8 protein-coding genes and 1 tRNA gene are annotated in these 13,816 nt (G+C 62.0%); 5 read left to right on the plus strand and 4 right to left on the minus strand.

Annotated elements, in window-relative coordinates:
- Positions 1-197: 197 nt before the first annotated feature.
- Positions 198-2,180, plus strand: a complete 1,983-nt coding sequence (locus IHQ72_RS08670; protein ID WP_258122038.1) for an acetoacetate--CoA ligase — start codon at positions 198-200, stop codon at positions 2,178-2,180.
- A 591-nt stretch (positions 2,181-2,771) separates the two neighbouring features.
- On the opposite strand, the gene IHQ72_RS08675 is transcribed toward IHQ72_RS08670, so the two are convergent.
- A complete protein-coding gene (locus IHQ72_RS08675) occupies positions 2,772-6,485 on the minus strand; it encodes a PAS domain S-box protein (RefSeq protein WP_258122039.1) in 3,714 nt (1,237 codons plus the stop codon).
- 251 nt (positions 6,486-6,736) lie between these two features.
- On the opposite strand from IHQ72_RS08675, the gene IHQ72_RS08680 reads away from it, so the two are divergent.
- Together IHQ72_RS08680 and IHQ72_RS08685 are read left to right on the plus strand one after the other, a co-directional pair.
- Entirely contained in the window at positions 6,737-7,186 is a 450-nt protein-coding gene (locus tag IHQ72_RS08680; protein ID WP_258122040.1) for a phasin, read from the plus strand.
- 432 nt (positions 7,187-7,618) lie between these two features.
- A tRNA-His gene (locus IHQ72_RS08685) sits at positions 7,619-7,695 on the plus strand.
- A gap of 662 nt (positions 7,696-8,357) precedes the next feature.
- Here the strand turns inward: IHQ72_RS08685 and IHQ72_RS08690 are convergent.
- Positions 8,358-8,981, minus strand: a complete 624-nt coding sequence (locus IHQ72_RS08690; RefSeq protein WP_258122041.1) for a sulfotransferase family 2 domain-containing protein — start codon at positions 8,979-8,981, stop codon at positions 8,358-8,360.
- Positions 8,982-9,484: 503 nt separating this feature from the next.
- On the opposite strand from IHQ72_RS08690, the gene IHQ72_RS08695 reads away from it, so the two are divergent.
- Entirely contained in the window at positions 9,485-9,790 is a 306-nt protein-coding gene (locus tag IHQ72_RS08695; protein ID WP_258122042.1) for a hypothetical protein, read from the plus strand.
- 152 nt (positions 9,791-9,942) lie between these two features.
- On the opposite strand, the gene IHQ72_RS08700 is transcribed toward IHQ72_RS08695, so the two are convergent.
- Both IHQ72_RS08700 and IHQ72_RS08705 read right to left on the minus strand, forming a co-directional pair.
- Positions 9,943-11,409, minus strand: a complete 1,467-nt coding sequence (locus IHQ72_RS08700) for an ROK family protein (protein WP_258122043.1) — start codon at positions 11,407-11,409, stop codon at positions 9,943-9,945.
- Positions 11,410-11,425: 16 nt separating this feature from the next.
- Positions 11,426-12,331 carry a tagatose-bisphosphate aldolase gene (locus IHQ72_RS08705; protein WP_258122044.1) on the minus strand — a complete coding sequence of 302 codons (906 nt, stop codon included), beginning with the start codon at positions 12,329-12,331 and terminating at the stop codon, positions 11,426-11,428.
- A 281-nt stretch (positions 12,332-12,612) separates the two neighbouring features.
- On the opposite strand from IHQ72_RS08705, the gene IHQ72_RS08710 reads away from it, so the two are divergent.
- Positions 12,613-13,518: a sugar-binding transcriptional regulator gene (locus IHQ72_RS08710; RefSeq protein ID WP_258122045.1), complete on the plus strand. Its 906-nt coding sequence runs from the start codon at positions 12,613-12,615 to the stop codon at positions 13,516-13,518.
- Positions 13,519-13,816: the final 298 nt, after the last annotated feature.

Consider the following 13,816-nt stretch of genomic DNA (forward strand, 5'->3'; position numbering starts at 1 on the left):
ATGGCCCAGCGATGGCATTTGCGCACATCCACGTCGCTCGGCCGAACAAAATCTTGCTCTGCTGCGCCGCGATATGCATAAGCGATGCCAATGCATGTCGCCAAAATCGTTTTGGGATAACGCATACATAAAAACAAAAGTCTAAAGCGCGGCGCGTGAATCTCTTCAAACGTGACGTGCTTCAAGGAGGAACGATCATGGCCGGCGACGCACCGCTCTGGGCACCGACGAAAGACCAGGTCGACGCCGCGCCGATGACTGCCTTCATGCAGGCCGCCACGGCCGGATCCGGCAAGGCTTTCTCCTCCTACGCCGATCTCCATCGTTGGTCGATCGACGATCGCGAGGCATTCTGGAACCTGGTCTGGGATTTTTGCGGGATCGTGGGCGACAAGGGCGCCAGTGGCGGGATCAGTGGCGGCGAGCGCGTGCTTGTCGATGGCGAGAAGATGCCCGGCGCCGCCTTCTTTCCCGACGCGAAGCTGAACTTCGCCGAGAACCTGTTGAAGAAAACCGGGCTCGGTGATGCCATCGTCTTTCGCGGCGAGGACAAGGTCGAGCGCCGGCTCTCCTGGAATGAGCTGCATGCGCTGACCTCGCGGCTGCAGCAGCTTTTCCTGTCGCTCGGGGTGAAACAGGGCGACCGCATCGCCGCCATGATGCCCAACATGCCGGAGACGGTCGCGGCAATGCTGGCGACAGCCTCGATCGGCGCCGTCTGGTCGTCCTGTTCTCCCGATTTCGGCGAACAGGGCGTGCTGGACCGGTTCGGCCAGATCGAACCTGTCGTCTTCATCGCGCCCGACGGTTACTGGTACAATGGCAGGGCGATCGAGGTTGCCGAAAAGATCGCGGCGGTTGCGGCAAAGCTTCCCTCCGTCGGCAAGATCCTGATCGTCGACTATCTCGGCACGTCGACCGATGTGGCGGCGACCATCGAGAACGCGACTGCGCTGGACGAAGCGCTCTCATCCTTTGCCGCCAAGCCCGTAACCTTCGAACGGTTGCCGTTCGCGCATCCGCTCTACATCCTGTTTTCTTCCGGAACGACTGGCATCCCCAAATGCATCGTCCATTCGGCCGGCGGAACGCTGATCCAGCATGTCAAGGAAGAACGGCTCCACGCCGGCCTGCTCGACGGCGACCGCTTCTTTTATTTCACCACCTGCGGCTGGATGATGTGGAACTGGCTGGTGTCCGGCCTGGCGTCGGGCGCAACCCTTCTGCTTTACGACGGATCGCCCTTCTATCCCGACGGCAACGTGCTGTTCGACTTTGCCGACGCCGAGAAGATGACCTATTTCGGCACCTCGGCCAAATTCATCGATTCCGTGCGCAAGGCCGGCCTCACACCGATCAAAACGCATGATCTTTCCAGCGTCCGCACGATCTCCTCCACCGGCTCACCACTGTCGCCTGAGGACTTCCGCTTCGTCTATGACGGCATCAAGAAGGACGTGCATCTCGCCTCGATCTCCGGCGGCACCGACATCGTCTCCTGCTTCGTGCTCGGCGTGCCGACCGAACCGGTATGGACCGGAGAGATACAGGGGCCTGGCCTCGGCCTCGCCGTCGATGTCTGGGACGACGACGGCCGCCCGCTCAGGCAGGAGAAGGGTGAACTCGTCTGCACCAAGGCGTTTCCGGCGATGCCGATCGGCTTCTGGAACGATCCCGAAGGCAAGAAATACCACGCAGCCTATTTCGAGCGCTTCGACAATGTCTGGTGTCACGGCGACTTCGCCGAATGGACCGCTCATGGCGGCCTGATCATCCATGGCCGCTCCGACGCGACGCTCAACCCGAGCGGGGTGCGGATCGGCACGGCGGAGATCTACAACCAGGTCGAGCAGATGCCGGAAATCCTGGAAGCACTGTGCATCGGCCAGGATTTCGACAACGACGTGCGGGTTGTGCTGTTCGTGCGGCTGGCAGCGGGGGTGCAACTCGACGCCGAGCTGGAAAAACGCATCCGCGCGAAAATCCGCAGCGGCGCGAGCCCCCGCCACGTGCCGGCTAAAATCGTCGCCGTCGCCGACATTCCACGCACCAAATCGGGCAAGATCACCGAACTCGCGGTGCGCGACATGGTGCATGGCCGCGCTGTCAAGAACAAGGAGGCGCTAGCCAATCCCGAAGCGCTCGAGCTGTTCCGCGACCTGCCGGAACTGGCCGATTAGGTCTTCCAAGTGGGTGACATTGACAGGTTGCGGGCCTGTTTGGTGGCCATGATTTCATGGCTCGTTGAGTGAACCGTCGCAAACGTTCGAGATTGGCCGAAGCCCCTCAACTTATCCCTGGGCGTACAGGAGCGAAGCTCCGTCGCGGAGACCCTGGGATCCATGCCGTAATCTCAGCCGAAGAGTGCAGCGGAGCAGAATTTTGCACTGCTACAAGCGCTCTGCTGTCATGGCATGGATCCTGGGGTCTGCGCCGCGTCGCTCCGCTCCTTGCTCCGCCCCAGGACGACGAAGGGACGGGCGCTTCAGCTAATCTCCAAGACATGCGAACCGTCACGCACTCAAACGGCAACCGGCATGGTTAACGAAATATCTCGCTCGAATTTACCTAGATTTCATGAGTGGTACACATTGGTAAATTTTTCGCGGTGCCGGTAAGGTTTTGTTAAGGGCCGGCATCGATAGTCGTGCGTAACTTGAGGGAGAAATCCCGTTCCTCTAAATCCCCAGAGGATCTGAATTCGCTCAAGCCCCCGTTGTAACAGCAATCCAATCATTCAAGGCGTCCTGTTGGGCGCCTTTCTTTTTTAACTAATCCGCGAGCACGCGGGTCGACGGGAAAGCGACTTCGACCAGGGTGCCCTCGCCGGGGGTCGAGTTGATGGTGAACCGGGCCCGGTTCGCCTCGACCATGGCCTTGGTCAGCGGCAGCCCGAGGCCGGTGCCGTCGCCGCGCCCGCGCTTCAGCGCGTTGATCTGCTTGAAAGGCTTGAGCGCCTGCTCGATGTCGGACTGGCTCATGCCGATGCCGGTGTCGCGCACGCGCATCACGACGTCGCCGGAGATCTCGTAAGCTGTCGATACGATCACCTGGCCGCCGGCCTGCGTGTAGCGGATCGCATTCGACAGGATGTTCAGTGCGATCTGGCGCACGCTGCGCAGATCGGCCACCACCTCCGGCAGCCGTGAGGCGAAGCTGGAGCGGATGATGACACGTTCGCGGTTGGCTTGCGGCTGCATCATCGCCACCGTCTCGGCCAGCGTGTCGTTGAGAGACACCGCCTCATAGGCCATCTCCTGCTGGCCGGCCTCGATCTTCGAAATGTCGAGCAGGTCGTTGACCAGGTCGAGCACATGGTTGCCCGACCGGTTGATGTCGCGCAGATAGTCGCGGTAGCGGTCATTAGCGACCGGCCCGAATTTCTCGTCGACCATCAGCTCGGAAAACCCGATAATGGCGTTGAGCGGGGTGCGGATCTCGTGGCTGATACGGGCGAGGAAGTCGGTCTTTTGCGAGGAGGCGCGCTCGGCCACGGCGCGCGCCTGGGTCAGGTCCTCTTCGGCCCGCTTCCATTGAGTGATGTCGCGCACCACCGCGCAGAAGCCGCTGTCGTTGGGCAGGCTGCCGATGGTCATGAACAGCGGAATGAAGCGCCCCTGCGCCTCGCGTCCGATCACCTCGCGGCCGTCGTTGAGCACGCTCGCCACGCCGGGCTCGGACAGTCCGTCGAGATAGTCTCGCGCGGCGCGCTGGCTTTCGATCGCGAACAGCGAGACGAAGGGCTTGCCGGTCACCTCGTCGCTGTCGAAACCGAACAGCGCTTCCGCTGGGCGGCTGATCGAGCGGATCGTTCCGTCTCGGCCGATCAGCACGACGCCGTCGGTCGCGGTGTCGATGATGGTGCGCATCTCGGCGATGCGTGCCTTGAGCTCGGAAGTGTCCGGCTGCGTCTGGTCGTCGGCGGCGCCATGCGGAATGGCTGCTGCCTCGTCGTCGCCGGAACGGCGCACGACCAGCATCAGCGCCTTGCCGCCACGCCACGGCACCGAACGCAGAATGGCCTCGATCGGGAACTCCTGACCGTCATGCGTCTTCAACCGCAACGCGTGATCGGTTCCGTCGGAGGCGCTGCCGTCGTAAGGATCGGCAAACAGCGCGCCGAGGCCACCGGCATCCTCCAGATCGTCGAGCGTGTCATAGCCGGTCAGGCTGAGGAATTCCTCATTCGCATAGTGAAGATCGTCGCCGGAATGGATGAGCAGCGGCACCGGCAGCTTGCCGAGGATCGAAGTGTCCGGAGCCCTGTCGTCATCTGCGGTCGAAAAAGCCGATGGCACGAAGCCTTCGAGCTTGAGCGGCGGCGCCTGCAGGCGTGGCCGCTCGACCGGCGCCGGCTCTACGTCACCGGCATCGCCGATGTGATCGGTTGACGAACGGGCTTCGTCGTCATCGGACGGCGCCCAATCCTCGCTGTCTTCTGCGTCACGGAAATCGGCAGCCGTCATGCTGTCGTCGTCTTCGGCGGCGGTCGATCGACTGCCCGTGTCGGTGGGTTCGACTACCTCTCGCGCCGCCCTGTCCGGCTCCGAATGCGGCGCACCGTCGCTGTTGTCGGCGACATAGTCCCGGTCGGCGTAATCGAGCAGCGAGCCTGAGATGCCGGACACGGTTTCCGGCTGCTCGCCGTCGAGCCTTGCGACATTCTTCTCGTCTTCGGCATCCGTTTCGGTCGGTTCCGCCGCAGCCGGTATTGCAGCATCGGGCTGTTCGGTCGGGGGATTGTCCTTCTTGAGCCGCTCGCCGATTTCACGGAATGCACTGCGTTCCAGCGTCGACAGGCCTTTGTCGTTGGCCGGCTGCCTGTGCTCGGCCAACCGGATCACCTTGTCGGCAAAGCGCCGCTCCGGCTTCGGCACGATGGTCAGCGCCGGCACCTCGCCCTGGAACGGGTCGGTTTCGTCAGGCGTTTCGGCGACTTCCGGTTCGACGGCTGCGGTGGCCTCGGCATTGGGGACAAGCGCCATACCGATTGCTTCGGGATCGACCACTGCATCGCTGGTGCGGGCAACGCCGAAGCCGCGAAAACCCTCGAAGGCACGGCTGCGGCCGTAGACAGGCAGCGCCGCCAGGTCGACGGGTATCTTGAAATCGGTGCCGGCAACCGGCCATAGCACCGAGCGGCCGGACCATGTGTCGCGTCGGTCAAGCAGGCCCGCGATCTCGCCGGACGCATCGAGGTCGAAGGTGGCCGCGACGTCCCTGAAGCGCCGGCTGATCACATCGGCGGCAGGCTTGCCGACGAGTTCCGCGAATTCCGGCGACAGCGCACTGAACCTGCCTTCGGCGTCGGTTCGCCAGACGAAACGCAGGGGCGGCGCCGCGCGGTCGATCGAAGGGATGGCACGCTCAGTCGGGGAGGCGGCCCTGATGGCATCCTGTGCGGAACTTTCCGCCGAAGCATCCGCCTCGACATGTCCGGACGCATCCGGTCCCGGCTTTTGCGCCTCATCCTCGCTGGCGCTGAAATACCAATGGTCATGCAGAGGAGGCATTCCGCCGGCCGCTTCCGGACCCTGCTCGGTCGAATCAGGCTCGGTCGAATCAGGTCCGGTCGAATCAGGTCCGGTCGAATCGGGCCGGGTCGAATCGGGCCCGATGGAATCGGGAACGTCATGCTCCGCCGACACCGATGTGTCTTCGCCGGCTGCCGGGACTGTCTGCGCTGCCGCATCCGTCTTCGCGACTGCTACCGGCGCATTGTCCTGTTCTGCCTTTGGCCGGACTGCGGCATCGGCCGCCGCCGCACCGGTTGCGGTTTCCATCCCCGCGCTGCGCTCGCCAGCAGAGGCTTCTTCGGAGTCAAGCCGGTCCTCGTCGATCAACACCAGCAGGTGCCGCTCGTCCGTCAGCCGGGCGAGGCCGGCCGGATAGGAAGTGGTGCCGCCCGGAACGAGGCGTTTGACAATGCGGTCGCTCTCGTGCGCCACATCGACCACAAGCGCTGCCAGCGTTTCGGGCAAGATGCCGAGCTCCGAAAAACCATCGGAAGCGGCCTCGATGTTGCCCTTGGCGTCGACGAAGGCGATGTAATGACCGTCTTCGGTAAAGCCGCTGATGGCCCGAGCGGCGATCTCGGCGGCGCTGCGCGAGCCGGTCTGCGCCGCCGGCACCGCCAGCATGATCGCGTTCTCGCCGTCAGGCATTGTCACCGCGCTGGCCAGAAAGCCAACCGCGCGGCTGGTCAGGCCGGTTGCCAGCCGCACCGTGATGGCGCGGTCGCGGCCGATCTGTGGAAAACCGCTTGTCGCCATGATCTGGCGCCTGGCGATCAGCGGCAAGCCTGTCGAGGCGCCGATGATGGCCTCGATGTCGGGATAGCCGAACACCGCTGCCCCTGGTCCGTTTGCCCAGATCACCTGTCCGAGGTCTGCCGACAGAAGGGCGATCGCGTCGCCGGCGGCAAAGCGCTGGCGGACCGCGTCGAGCACGGCGACGTCGAGGAAGGAGTAGTTTTCGGACGGCATGCGCTTTGGGAACCCTCACAGAGCGGCAGTTTGCGGTTAACGCTTTGTTAATAAAAGCCGACGGCGCGAAGGTCCACAAGCCATAGCGTGCAACCGCCGGAATCTCTGGGCTCGTGGTTAACGCTGGGAGAGAAATTCTATGGTGCGCTGCAACAAAGATATTGCAATGCACAAAATTTGCCTTTATATTGCCATCATACATAAACGAGACGGCTTTCTGTCGAAGCCGCTGCCACTGCAAAGGATGGAATATGTCCAGGACCAAGACCGCTGAAAACATCGAATTCCCGAGCTTCGACGCTTCCAAGGCCACCGACCAGATCCGCGCTTTCGCCGAAAAGGGCGTCGAGCAGTCGAAAGAGGCCTATGCCAAGCTGAAGACCGGCGCCGAAGAGACCCAGAAGGCTCTGGAGTCGACTTTCGAGACCGCCAAGACCGTTTCCAACGACCTGTCGCTCAAGACCATCGCCGCTCTGCGCGCCAATACCGAAGCCGGCTTTTCGCATTTCGAAGCGCTGATCGGCGCCAAGTCGCTGTCGGAAGTCGTCGAGCTGCAGACCGCATTCCTGCGCCAGCGCGTCGAGATGACCGTCGAGCAGGCAAAGGATTTCCAGGCCGTCGCCTCCAAGGCGGCCGAGGACGTCTCCAAGCCGATCAAGACCGCCTTCGAGAAGGCGATGAGCGAAATTAAGGCCGCCTAATATTTGCGCATATCGCGAAGATGCAACAAAAGGTCGCATTTCTTCGAACAGGATTATGTGAGATATAGTGGTCAAGCGAATACCCGGCGGGTGGAACCTCCTCCCTCTGCTCTCCGGGGTGACCAGCCAGCACCTCCTCCCGCTGGCTCGTAACAGGAAAAGGCCGGCACCTCCTCCCGCCGGCCTTTTTCTTTGCCCGGCGAAAGGTGACGATCTTTGCCTACAGCGCCGCGCGTCCTGTTAGACGCGCAAAGGACGCTGTAGAACTTTGGATTTTGCGCATGATCCTTTCCGAAAATCGATTCTGTTTTTCGGGTCATGCGCGGCCAAAAGCCTTGAATTAAACTCCGATAGCCCGTATGGACGCATCGCCGAACGACAGAGCGGGTCCCGGAGAATGAACGGTCCATTCGATCCCGCTCGGGCAAGCGTGCCGTTGTAGCTCAGATGGTTAGAGCGCCGGATTGTGGATCCGGAGGTCGCTGGTTCGATCCCAGCCAACGGTACCATCGATTTCCTCAATGAACTCAATGTGTTGTGTAAACGACCAATTGTCGTTTGCAGGCACTTTGTGTCGCCTGACCTCGCTGGGGTCAAAGCCCAATCTCCGCCGTGTCTACCCGATAGTGCCGGCCGCTAGCCGGCGCCCAAGCTTGGCGGCATTCCGTCCCCCTTTGCCACATCGGATTGGCATCTGAATTGCCCATTGAGTCCCGCCAGATGGAAATGGGTTTAGCCGAAGACTTGTCTGATGTTGCGCTCACATTCGATTGTCCGGATTGCTCGCATCCGGCGGTAAGGAAGGGCTCTGCGCTAAGAACGATCGCGCACTTCAGATGCGACGGGTGCAACGCCAAGGTACGGATCACCTATCCGCAGAAAGCTAGCGATCTTCGAAAAGCACAAGCTATTGGCCGCCCACGGGGCGTTGCGATAACTCAACGCTGCTTTGCAGTTAAGCCCAGGCGGTTTCGCGTAAGGGTCGGTCGGCGTTGCCCTAATCCTCATCCCAGAAATCTTGCAGCGACGCGTGTCTTAGGTCTTCCTCCCGCGGAGGTGCTTCACACGAGCCTTGATGCCCGGCTTGACCCACTGCGTTGCCGGCCGCGTCTTCATGGCCTCTGGCGGGGGGCCTGGGTGTTCGTACCCGCGTCCAGTTCTGGCGCACTGCCTAAAACTCGTATCCAAATCGCTCTATGTCAGTCCTGTAGATAGTCCACACCATGTTCCTTGTCTCGGGCGTGTAGTAGTCGCGGTAGTCGGCCTTTCGAATTGACTTCTTGCTATGCGGCAAAGCGACGTTTGCTAACCCGATTCTCTCGGAAACGTGGGTGAATTCCTCACGGATCTGCTCAAAGCGCCCGACGTAATCAACGAGCAAGCTTCCATCATGGTCATCAATGAACAGGTGTTGTGCCCGCCATTGAGGATGATCGACGCGCTGGATAGCCTTCAGATACGAGCGGAAAGACATAAAGCGGGTCAGACCAAGGATTTTGCGCAAATCACGGCGCCAAGTCTTGGCGTAGAGAAACTGTGAAACGGCTTTGTCCCATGGGTTTCTGACGAGGGAAAACTTGAACATACGATCAAAAGTCTCCGCCCCTATCTCTGATCGGATTTGGGCGGCGGTAAGATGATGCAGGCCTTCTTTCTGGTGACGGTTTAGTTCTGGATTCTTCCAATATTGGTCAGCCGTTCGGCTTAACCGATCCGGCCAAATGGCATCTTCGATACTGGTGCCACCATTCTTCGGTATGTGAATAAACAAGCAGCCCAATTCTCGGCTCAGCATTTTTCCCGCCCCTCGATCCCACCGCGATCCATAGCATCGAAGACACTAAATTAGAAGTGGTGCATGACATGGCCTATAGTTCGCTCCAGCCAGCACAGCGCCTTCTCGTAAGCTCGCTGGTGGTCAAGGCCCAGCGGCCTCCAGCTGCCAGTCCCCCTGGCACCCAAGTCGCTGGGCCGTCCCGACGTGGCCAGCGATTTCATTGCCTCGCCTAAGGCATCAAAAGGCCCGAACGGGTCCAGCGGCTTGGGAAACACGCTGCTCTCGCCGTATTGTTTCATGCGAAGCGAATCGGCTTAGGCCGGCGTCGCGGGCCTTCATGACGAGATCCAGCAAGAGCAGGGCGCTCCGATGCTGGGCCCCAAATACAGCGGCCTTCACGCCCTGCGGCACTTCGACGCCTCTTGGTGCATCAACAGGCAGGAAGATGGCGGCCTCGGCTTACCCCGAAGGTGGTGAAAGAGCGCATGGGCATTCCAGTGTGACAATGACGGCTGACGTCTATGGACATCACTTCCCAAGGGGTGGTGATAGCGGGCAGATGGCAGCGGCAGCGCGCGCGCTATTGGGCTGAGCTGGGGCAGCACCAAATGTCGAAAAATGAGCCAACTGAGTTGAGCCTGCAAAAAAGAATTGAACTCCAATTCAAAGAGGACTTCCGCGTTGATCCACTGCACCCCGTCGAAAGCAGCGAGCGTTTGCGGCGGGCGTACGCGAGATATGGTCTCACTGCTTCCCTAAAACGTGCGGTCGCTGTCGGTTTTGTTCTGTGGTTCGGGGTTCTCATTTGGTTAGCCCTCCACCACTGAACGCGACATAGGCGCAACATAACGGAAAAAAGACCAGCACTTTCAAGGTTTGTATCCGGATTGTGGATCCGGGAAGTCGCTGGTTCGATCCCAGCCAACGGTACCATCGGTTTATCCGTTAAATCACTGAATTTGTTGGGCGGCCGCGCTGCCTATCTGTCAGCCGCAATCGTCGCCTGCAACCATTGCGTGATGGCATCGAACGCGATCGGTTTGGTCGTGTCGACGTCAAACAGCGGTCCGCGCCGCAGCGGCTCGGCGCGGTTGGCCAGTTCGATCAGTTCGGGGATGTAGGCCGCGCCGGGATGGCCGGCGGGACGCTGGTCGAGCCGTGCGCGATAGCGCTCGGCCAGAACCCCGCTGGGAGCATGGCACCAGATTTCGGCGGTCTGCTCGACGCCGGCCCTTCGCAGATGATCCTCGAGCATCTGGCGCGGCTGGAAGCCGAACCAGGCGTCGACGACAAATATGCTGCCCGCCGGAGCCTCGCCGACGACCGACCAGATGGCTTGGTAACTGGCGCGGCCGAGCGTACGGTTGAATTCGCGATCGCCGCCGCCGAGCACTTCGAGGAACGGGTTCTTGATCGTATCGAGCGCGAGCAATGGCCAACCCATGCGCTCGGCGATGCCGCGCGAGACGGTGCTTTTGCCGCTGGCGGGGATGCCGTTGACGAGCACGGCGCGCCGGCTGGGCACGGCGCGGTCGAGCCGGGCAGATGGCAAGGACACGGGCGCGACTGCCGCCTTCGTCGCGAGCGCTTGCAGACCGGCGCCGATGACGCCGGCGTCGTCGCCAAGTTGCGCCGCTTCCACCGGGCATTGGTACCACGGAGCCAGGGCGGGAGCCCTGGCAAGCGCCCGATGGGCCGCCAGGCCAAGTCCGCCGCCGAGCAGGACCAGGTCGGGATCGAACATGGCCACGGTCGTATCGATTGCCGCACGCAGCGGGCCGGCCCAGGCCTCCAGTATGCCGCGCGCCAAGGGATCGCCGCCCGCATCCCGGGCAAAAAGCTGATCGACCGAAACATCCGGACCGAGGCCTGCCCGCGCGATGTGACGGCCAAGCGCTGTGCCTGAGCTGGTGGTTTCAACGCAGCCGCGCCGGCCGCAGACGCATGCTTCGCCTGATATGTCGACCGTGATATGGCCGAGCTGCCCCGCCGTCCCCTTGCCGCGGACGATCCGCCGGTCCTGGACCACGGCACCACCAATGCCGGTCCCGATCGTGAACATGACGATGCTTTCATGGCCTCTGGCGGAGCCGAGAGCCATTTCCGCGACCAGTGCCATGTTGCAATCATTGTCGATCACCACCGGCTTGCCCGCCAGGCTTTCCAGTCGCTGCGCCAGGGAGATCGTGGCAAGGTTGACATAGCCTCCGGACAAGACCGCGCCAAGCCGCGCATCGACGCGTCCGGGGACGCCGATGCCGATGGCCGCAACTTCGGGAGAATCGAGCCGGCGCACCATTTCGGCGATCCGGGAGAGCACGAGCTCCGGGTCCGGCGCGCTTTTCTCGGAAATGCGGTCGAGGATTTCGCCCGTGCCGGAAATACGGGCGGCGCGCAGATTGGTGCCGCCGATATCGATTCCTATGGCCATCGAACTAAGCGGCATGACGTCCTGTCATGGACTAAGCGGCTTTCTGCCGGTAGTTTCCGATCACCGCCTGAAGCTCGCGCAATCTCGACACTGCGATGGTCTTAAGCCTTTCCCGCTGAATGTCACGGTCAAGCGAGATGCAGTCCTTCCACAGCGACCGGCCGGCGATCACGCCTGACGCGCCGTTCCTCATCGCGATCTCGACCTGGCCCAGGAACGTTGCGTGGTTGACGCCGGCGGAGAGGACCGCCCATGGCACCTCGCCAGCCATGCTGCTGATCCTGGCGCAGGCTTCCGGCGTTCCGGGATAAGGAAGCTTAAGCACCTTTGCCCCGCATTCCAGCGAAATCCGGGTGCCCTCTTCGACGAGCCAGGGGATCTTGGCTGTATAATCTTCAAGGCTTTCCCCTTCGAGCTGATAGGTCAGGAACTCGACGACGAGCAGGAGGTCCTCTTGCGCGAAGTCGGCGATGCATTGGCGCACAATGGCGACATTGTGCTCATTCGCCTCAGGTCTGTCAGCCCTGAGATAGACCATGATCTTGCCACCGGTGCCGCCGAGCTCGCGGACGCGGCGCGCGCCGATGCCGGGAGCGAGGCGCGACAGGCGGTAACCGGCGGGCGAGACGTCGAAGCCCGAGGCATCGAGGCCGATGAGCAGAGCCGTATCGCGGTTCAGCACCCCTTCATCGACAACCCGCGGCACCGCGCAGAGCGGGTCGAGCAGCACGCAGGAGGCGTGGCTGGCGAGGTATCGCGTGATGTCCGACTTGGTGTCGCCGAGCATGTCGTTGCTGATCTTGGCCTGTTCTGCAGGGTCCGACGCAAGCAAGCTCCGCATGCCGCCGCGCTGGTCGCAGGCAATGGCCATCATGGCCCCGTCCTTGCCGCATATCTGCTGGTAGCCGCGCAACTCAGCGGTCGTCATCTTTGTCATGGTCTTCTGCCCGATGTTGGCGCCCATTCACCAGGGCGCAGATCCGTGGAACAAGAAAGGGTTAGTCTTTGCCTGCCTGAGGCAGGGAGGGTCTGCCGTTTTGATGCGTTATCGAACCGAGAAATTTGGCCTTGGCTCGCAATCTGCCGTGGACGAGCCCACGTTGCGAGTCAGCCGAATTTGCGCGATAACTCCCATCGGCCATTGGCCTGTAACACATTGCTGAAAGGAATTGCAAGCTGCCTGTCCCCCCCGCACAAGATGCAGCCGCATCGCGGACGATGCTGCATACGGTCGCCAAACTGCACTATGAGGCTGACATGTCGCAGGTCGATATCGCGCGGCGGCTTGGTGTCTCCACCGCGACCATATCGCGTCTCCTGCAGCGGGCGAGAGCAGAGGGCATCGTGCGGATCGAGGTTCGCGATCTTGCAACGCCCGAAGGCATCACCACGCAACTGGTCGAGGGACTCGGACTTCGCGACGCGGCGGTCATCGAAACGCCGGCAACAGGTGCGCTGACGGCGCTCGCCGCGCCGCTCGGCGCCTTGCTCAAGCAAGCGGAACTGACGGCCGGCTCGGTGGTCGCCATTGGCTGGGGGCGAGCCATTCGCGAGGTGATCCAGGCAGGCCTGCCGCGCATTCCCGGCGTTCTTACCGTCGCTGCCACCGGCGGCATGCAGCAGCAGGCGCCGCATTTTCAGATCAACGAGTTTGTGCGGCTGGCCGCCGAAGAGTTCGGCGGGACGCCGCATTTCATCCATGCGCCGTATTTGCCGTCCTCCGAGTTGCGTGAGGTCTTCCTCGGCGATGCGGCCATCCGCGACAGCGTCGCGCTTTGGGACCGGACCGACGTTGCGATCGTCGGCGTCGGCCTGCCCCATGCCATCAATCCGCCCGAAGCGAGCGCGGCCACGCTGAGCGAACAGGCCCTGTTTCATGCGGCTGGAGACGTTATCCGCCATTATTTCGACGCCGAAGGCACGCTCATCCCGTGGGAGGGGGAGGGCCGGATGATCGCAATGTCGCCTGCCCAACTTCGAGCCGTCCCCCTGTCGATTGGCGTTGCCGCCTCGCCGGAGAAGGCGATGGCTATTATAGGTGCCGCCCGCGCCAGGCTTATCAACGCTCTGGTGACGGACACGAAGACGGCCCAGGCCATCCTCGAGGTTCTCTTGCCCCGATAATGGTGTGCACGCCCGATGCGTGACATTGGCACAGCTGATCGATTCGATCCCAAACTGATTGACACCGAGCCCGGCTCGCGAGCCCGCCGCCGCGAAATCATCAGTTGTGTCGTCAAAGCGTTGCGGCAATAGTCTGCGCAGGGGCTCTGCGGAGCAGACAGATGTTGTCCGGTTTGAAAGCGTTTCGATCCCAAAGATACCCGGTTGCAATTTCTTCTTTCAGCAAAGTGTTACAACCTTGCGGCTAGGCAAGCATGCGCGCCGAGCGGCGCTGTTCCCTGGATCTTGCGGAGGCTAG

It is taken from the genome of Mesorhizobium onobrychidis, assembly GCF_024707545.1.
GTDB classification, from domain to species: Bacteria; Pseudomonadota; Alphaproteobacteria; order Rhizobiales; family Rhizobiaceae; genus Mesorhizobium; species Mesorhizobium onobrychidis.

What these genes read in the sequence shown, in the direction of transcription:
- IHQ72_RS08670 (WP_258122038.1), top strand. Translation starts at nt 198, where the DNA reads ATGGCCGGCGACGCACCGCTCTGGGCACCGACGAAAGACCAGGTCGAC.
- IHQ72_RS08675 (WP_258122039.1), bottom strand. Translation starts at nt 6,485, where the DNA reads ATGCCGTCCGAAAACTACTCCTTCCTCGACGTCGCCGTGCTCGACGCG.
- IHQ72_RS08680 (WP_258122040.1), top strand. Translation starts at nt 6,737, where the DNA reads ATGTCCAGGACCAAGACCGCTGAAAACATCGAATTCCCGAGCTTCGAC.
- IHQ72_RS08690 (WP_258122041.1), bottom strand. Translation starts at nt 8,981, where the DNA reads ATGCTGAGCCGAGAATTGGGCTGCTTGTTTATTCACATACCGAAGAAT.
- IHQ72_RS08695 (WP_258122042.1), top strand. Translation starts at nt 9,485, where the DNA reads ATGGACATCACTTCCCAAGGGGTGGTGATAGCGGGCAGATGGCAGCGG.
- IHQ72_RS08700 (WP_258122043.1), bottom strand. Translation starts at nt 11,409, where the DNA reads ATGCCGCTTAGTTCGATGGCCATAGGAATCGATATCGGCGGCACCAAT.
- IHQ72_RS08705 (WP_258122044.1), bottom strand. Translation starts at nt 12,331, where the DNA reads ATGACAAAGATGACGACCGCTGAGTTGCGCGGCTACCAGCAGATATGC.
- IHQ72_RS08710 (WP_258122045.1), top strand. Translation starts at nt 12,613, where the DNA reads ATGCTGCATACGGTCGCCAAACTGCACTATGAGGCTGACATGTCGCAG.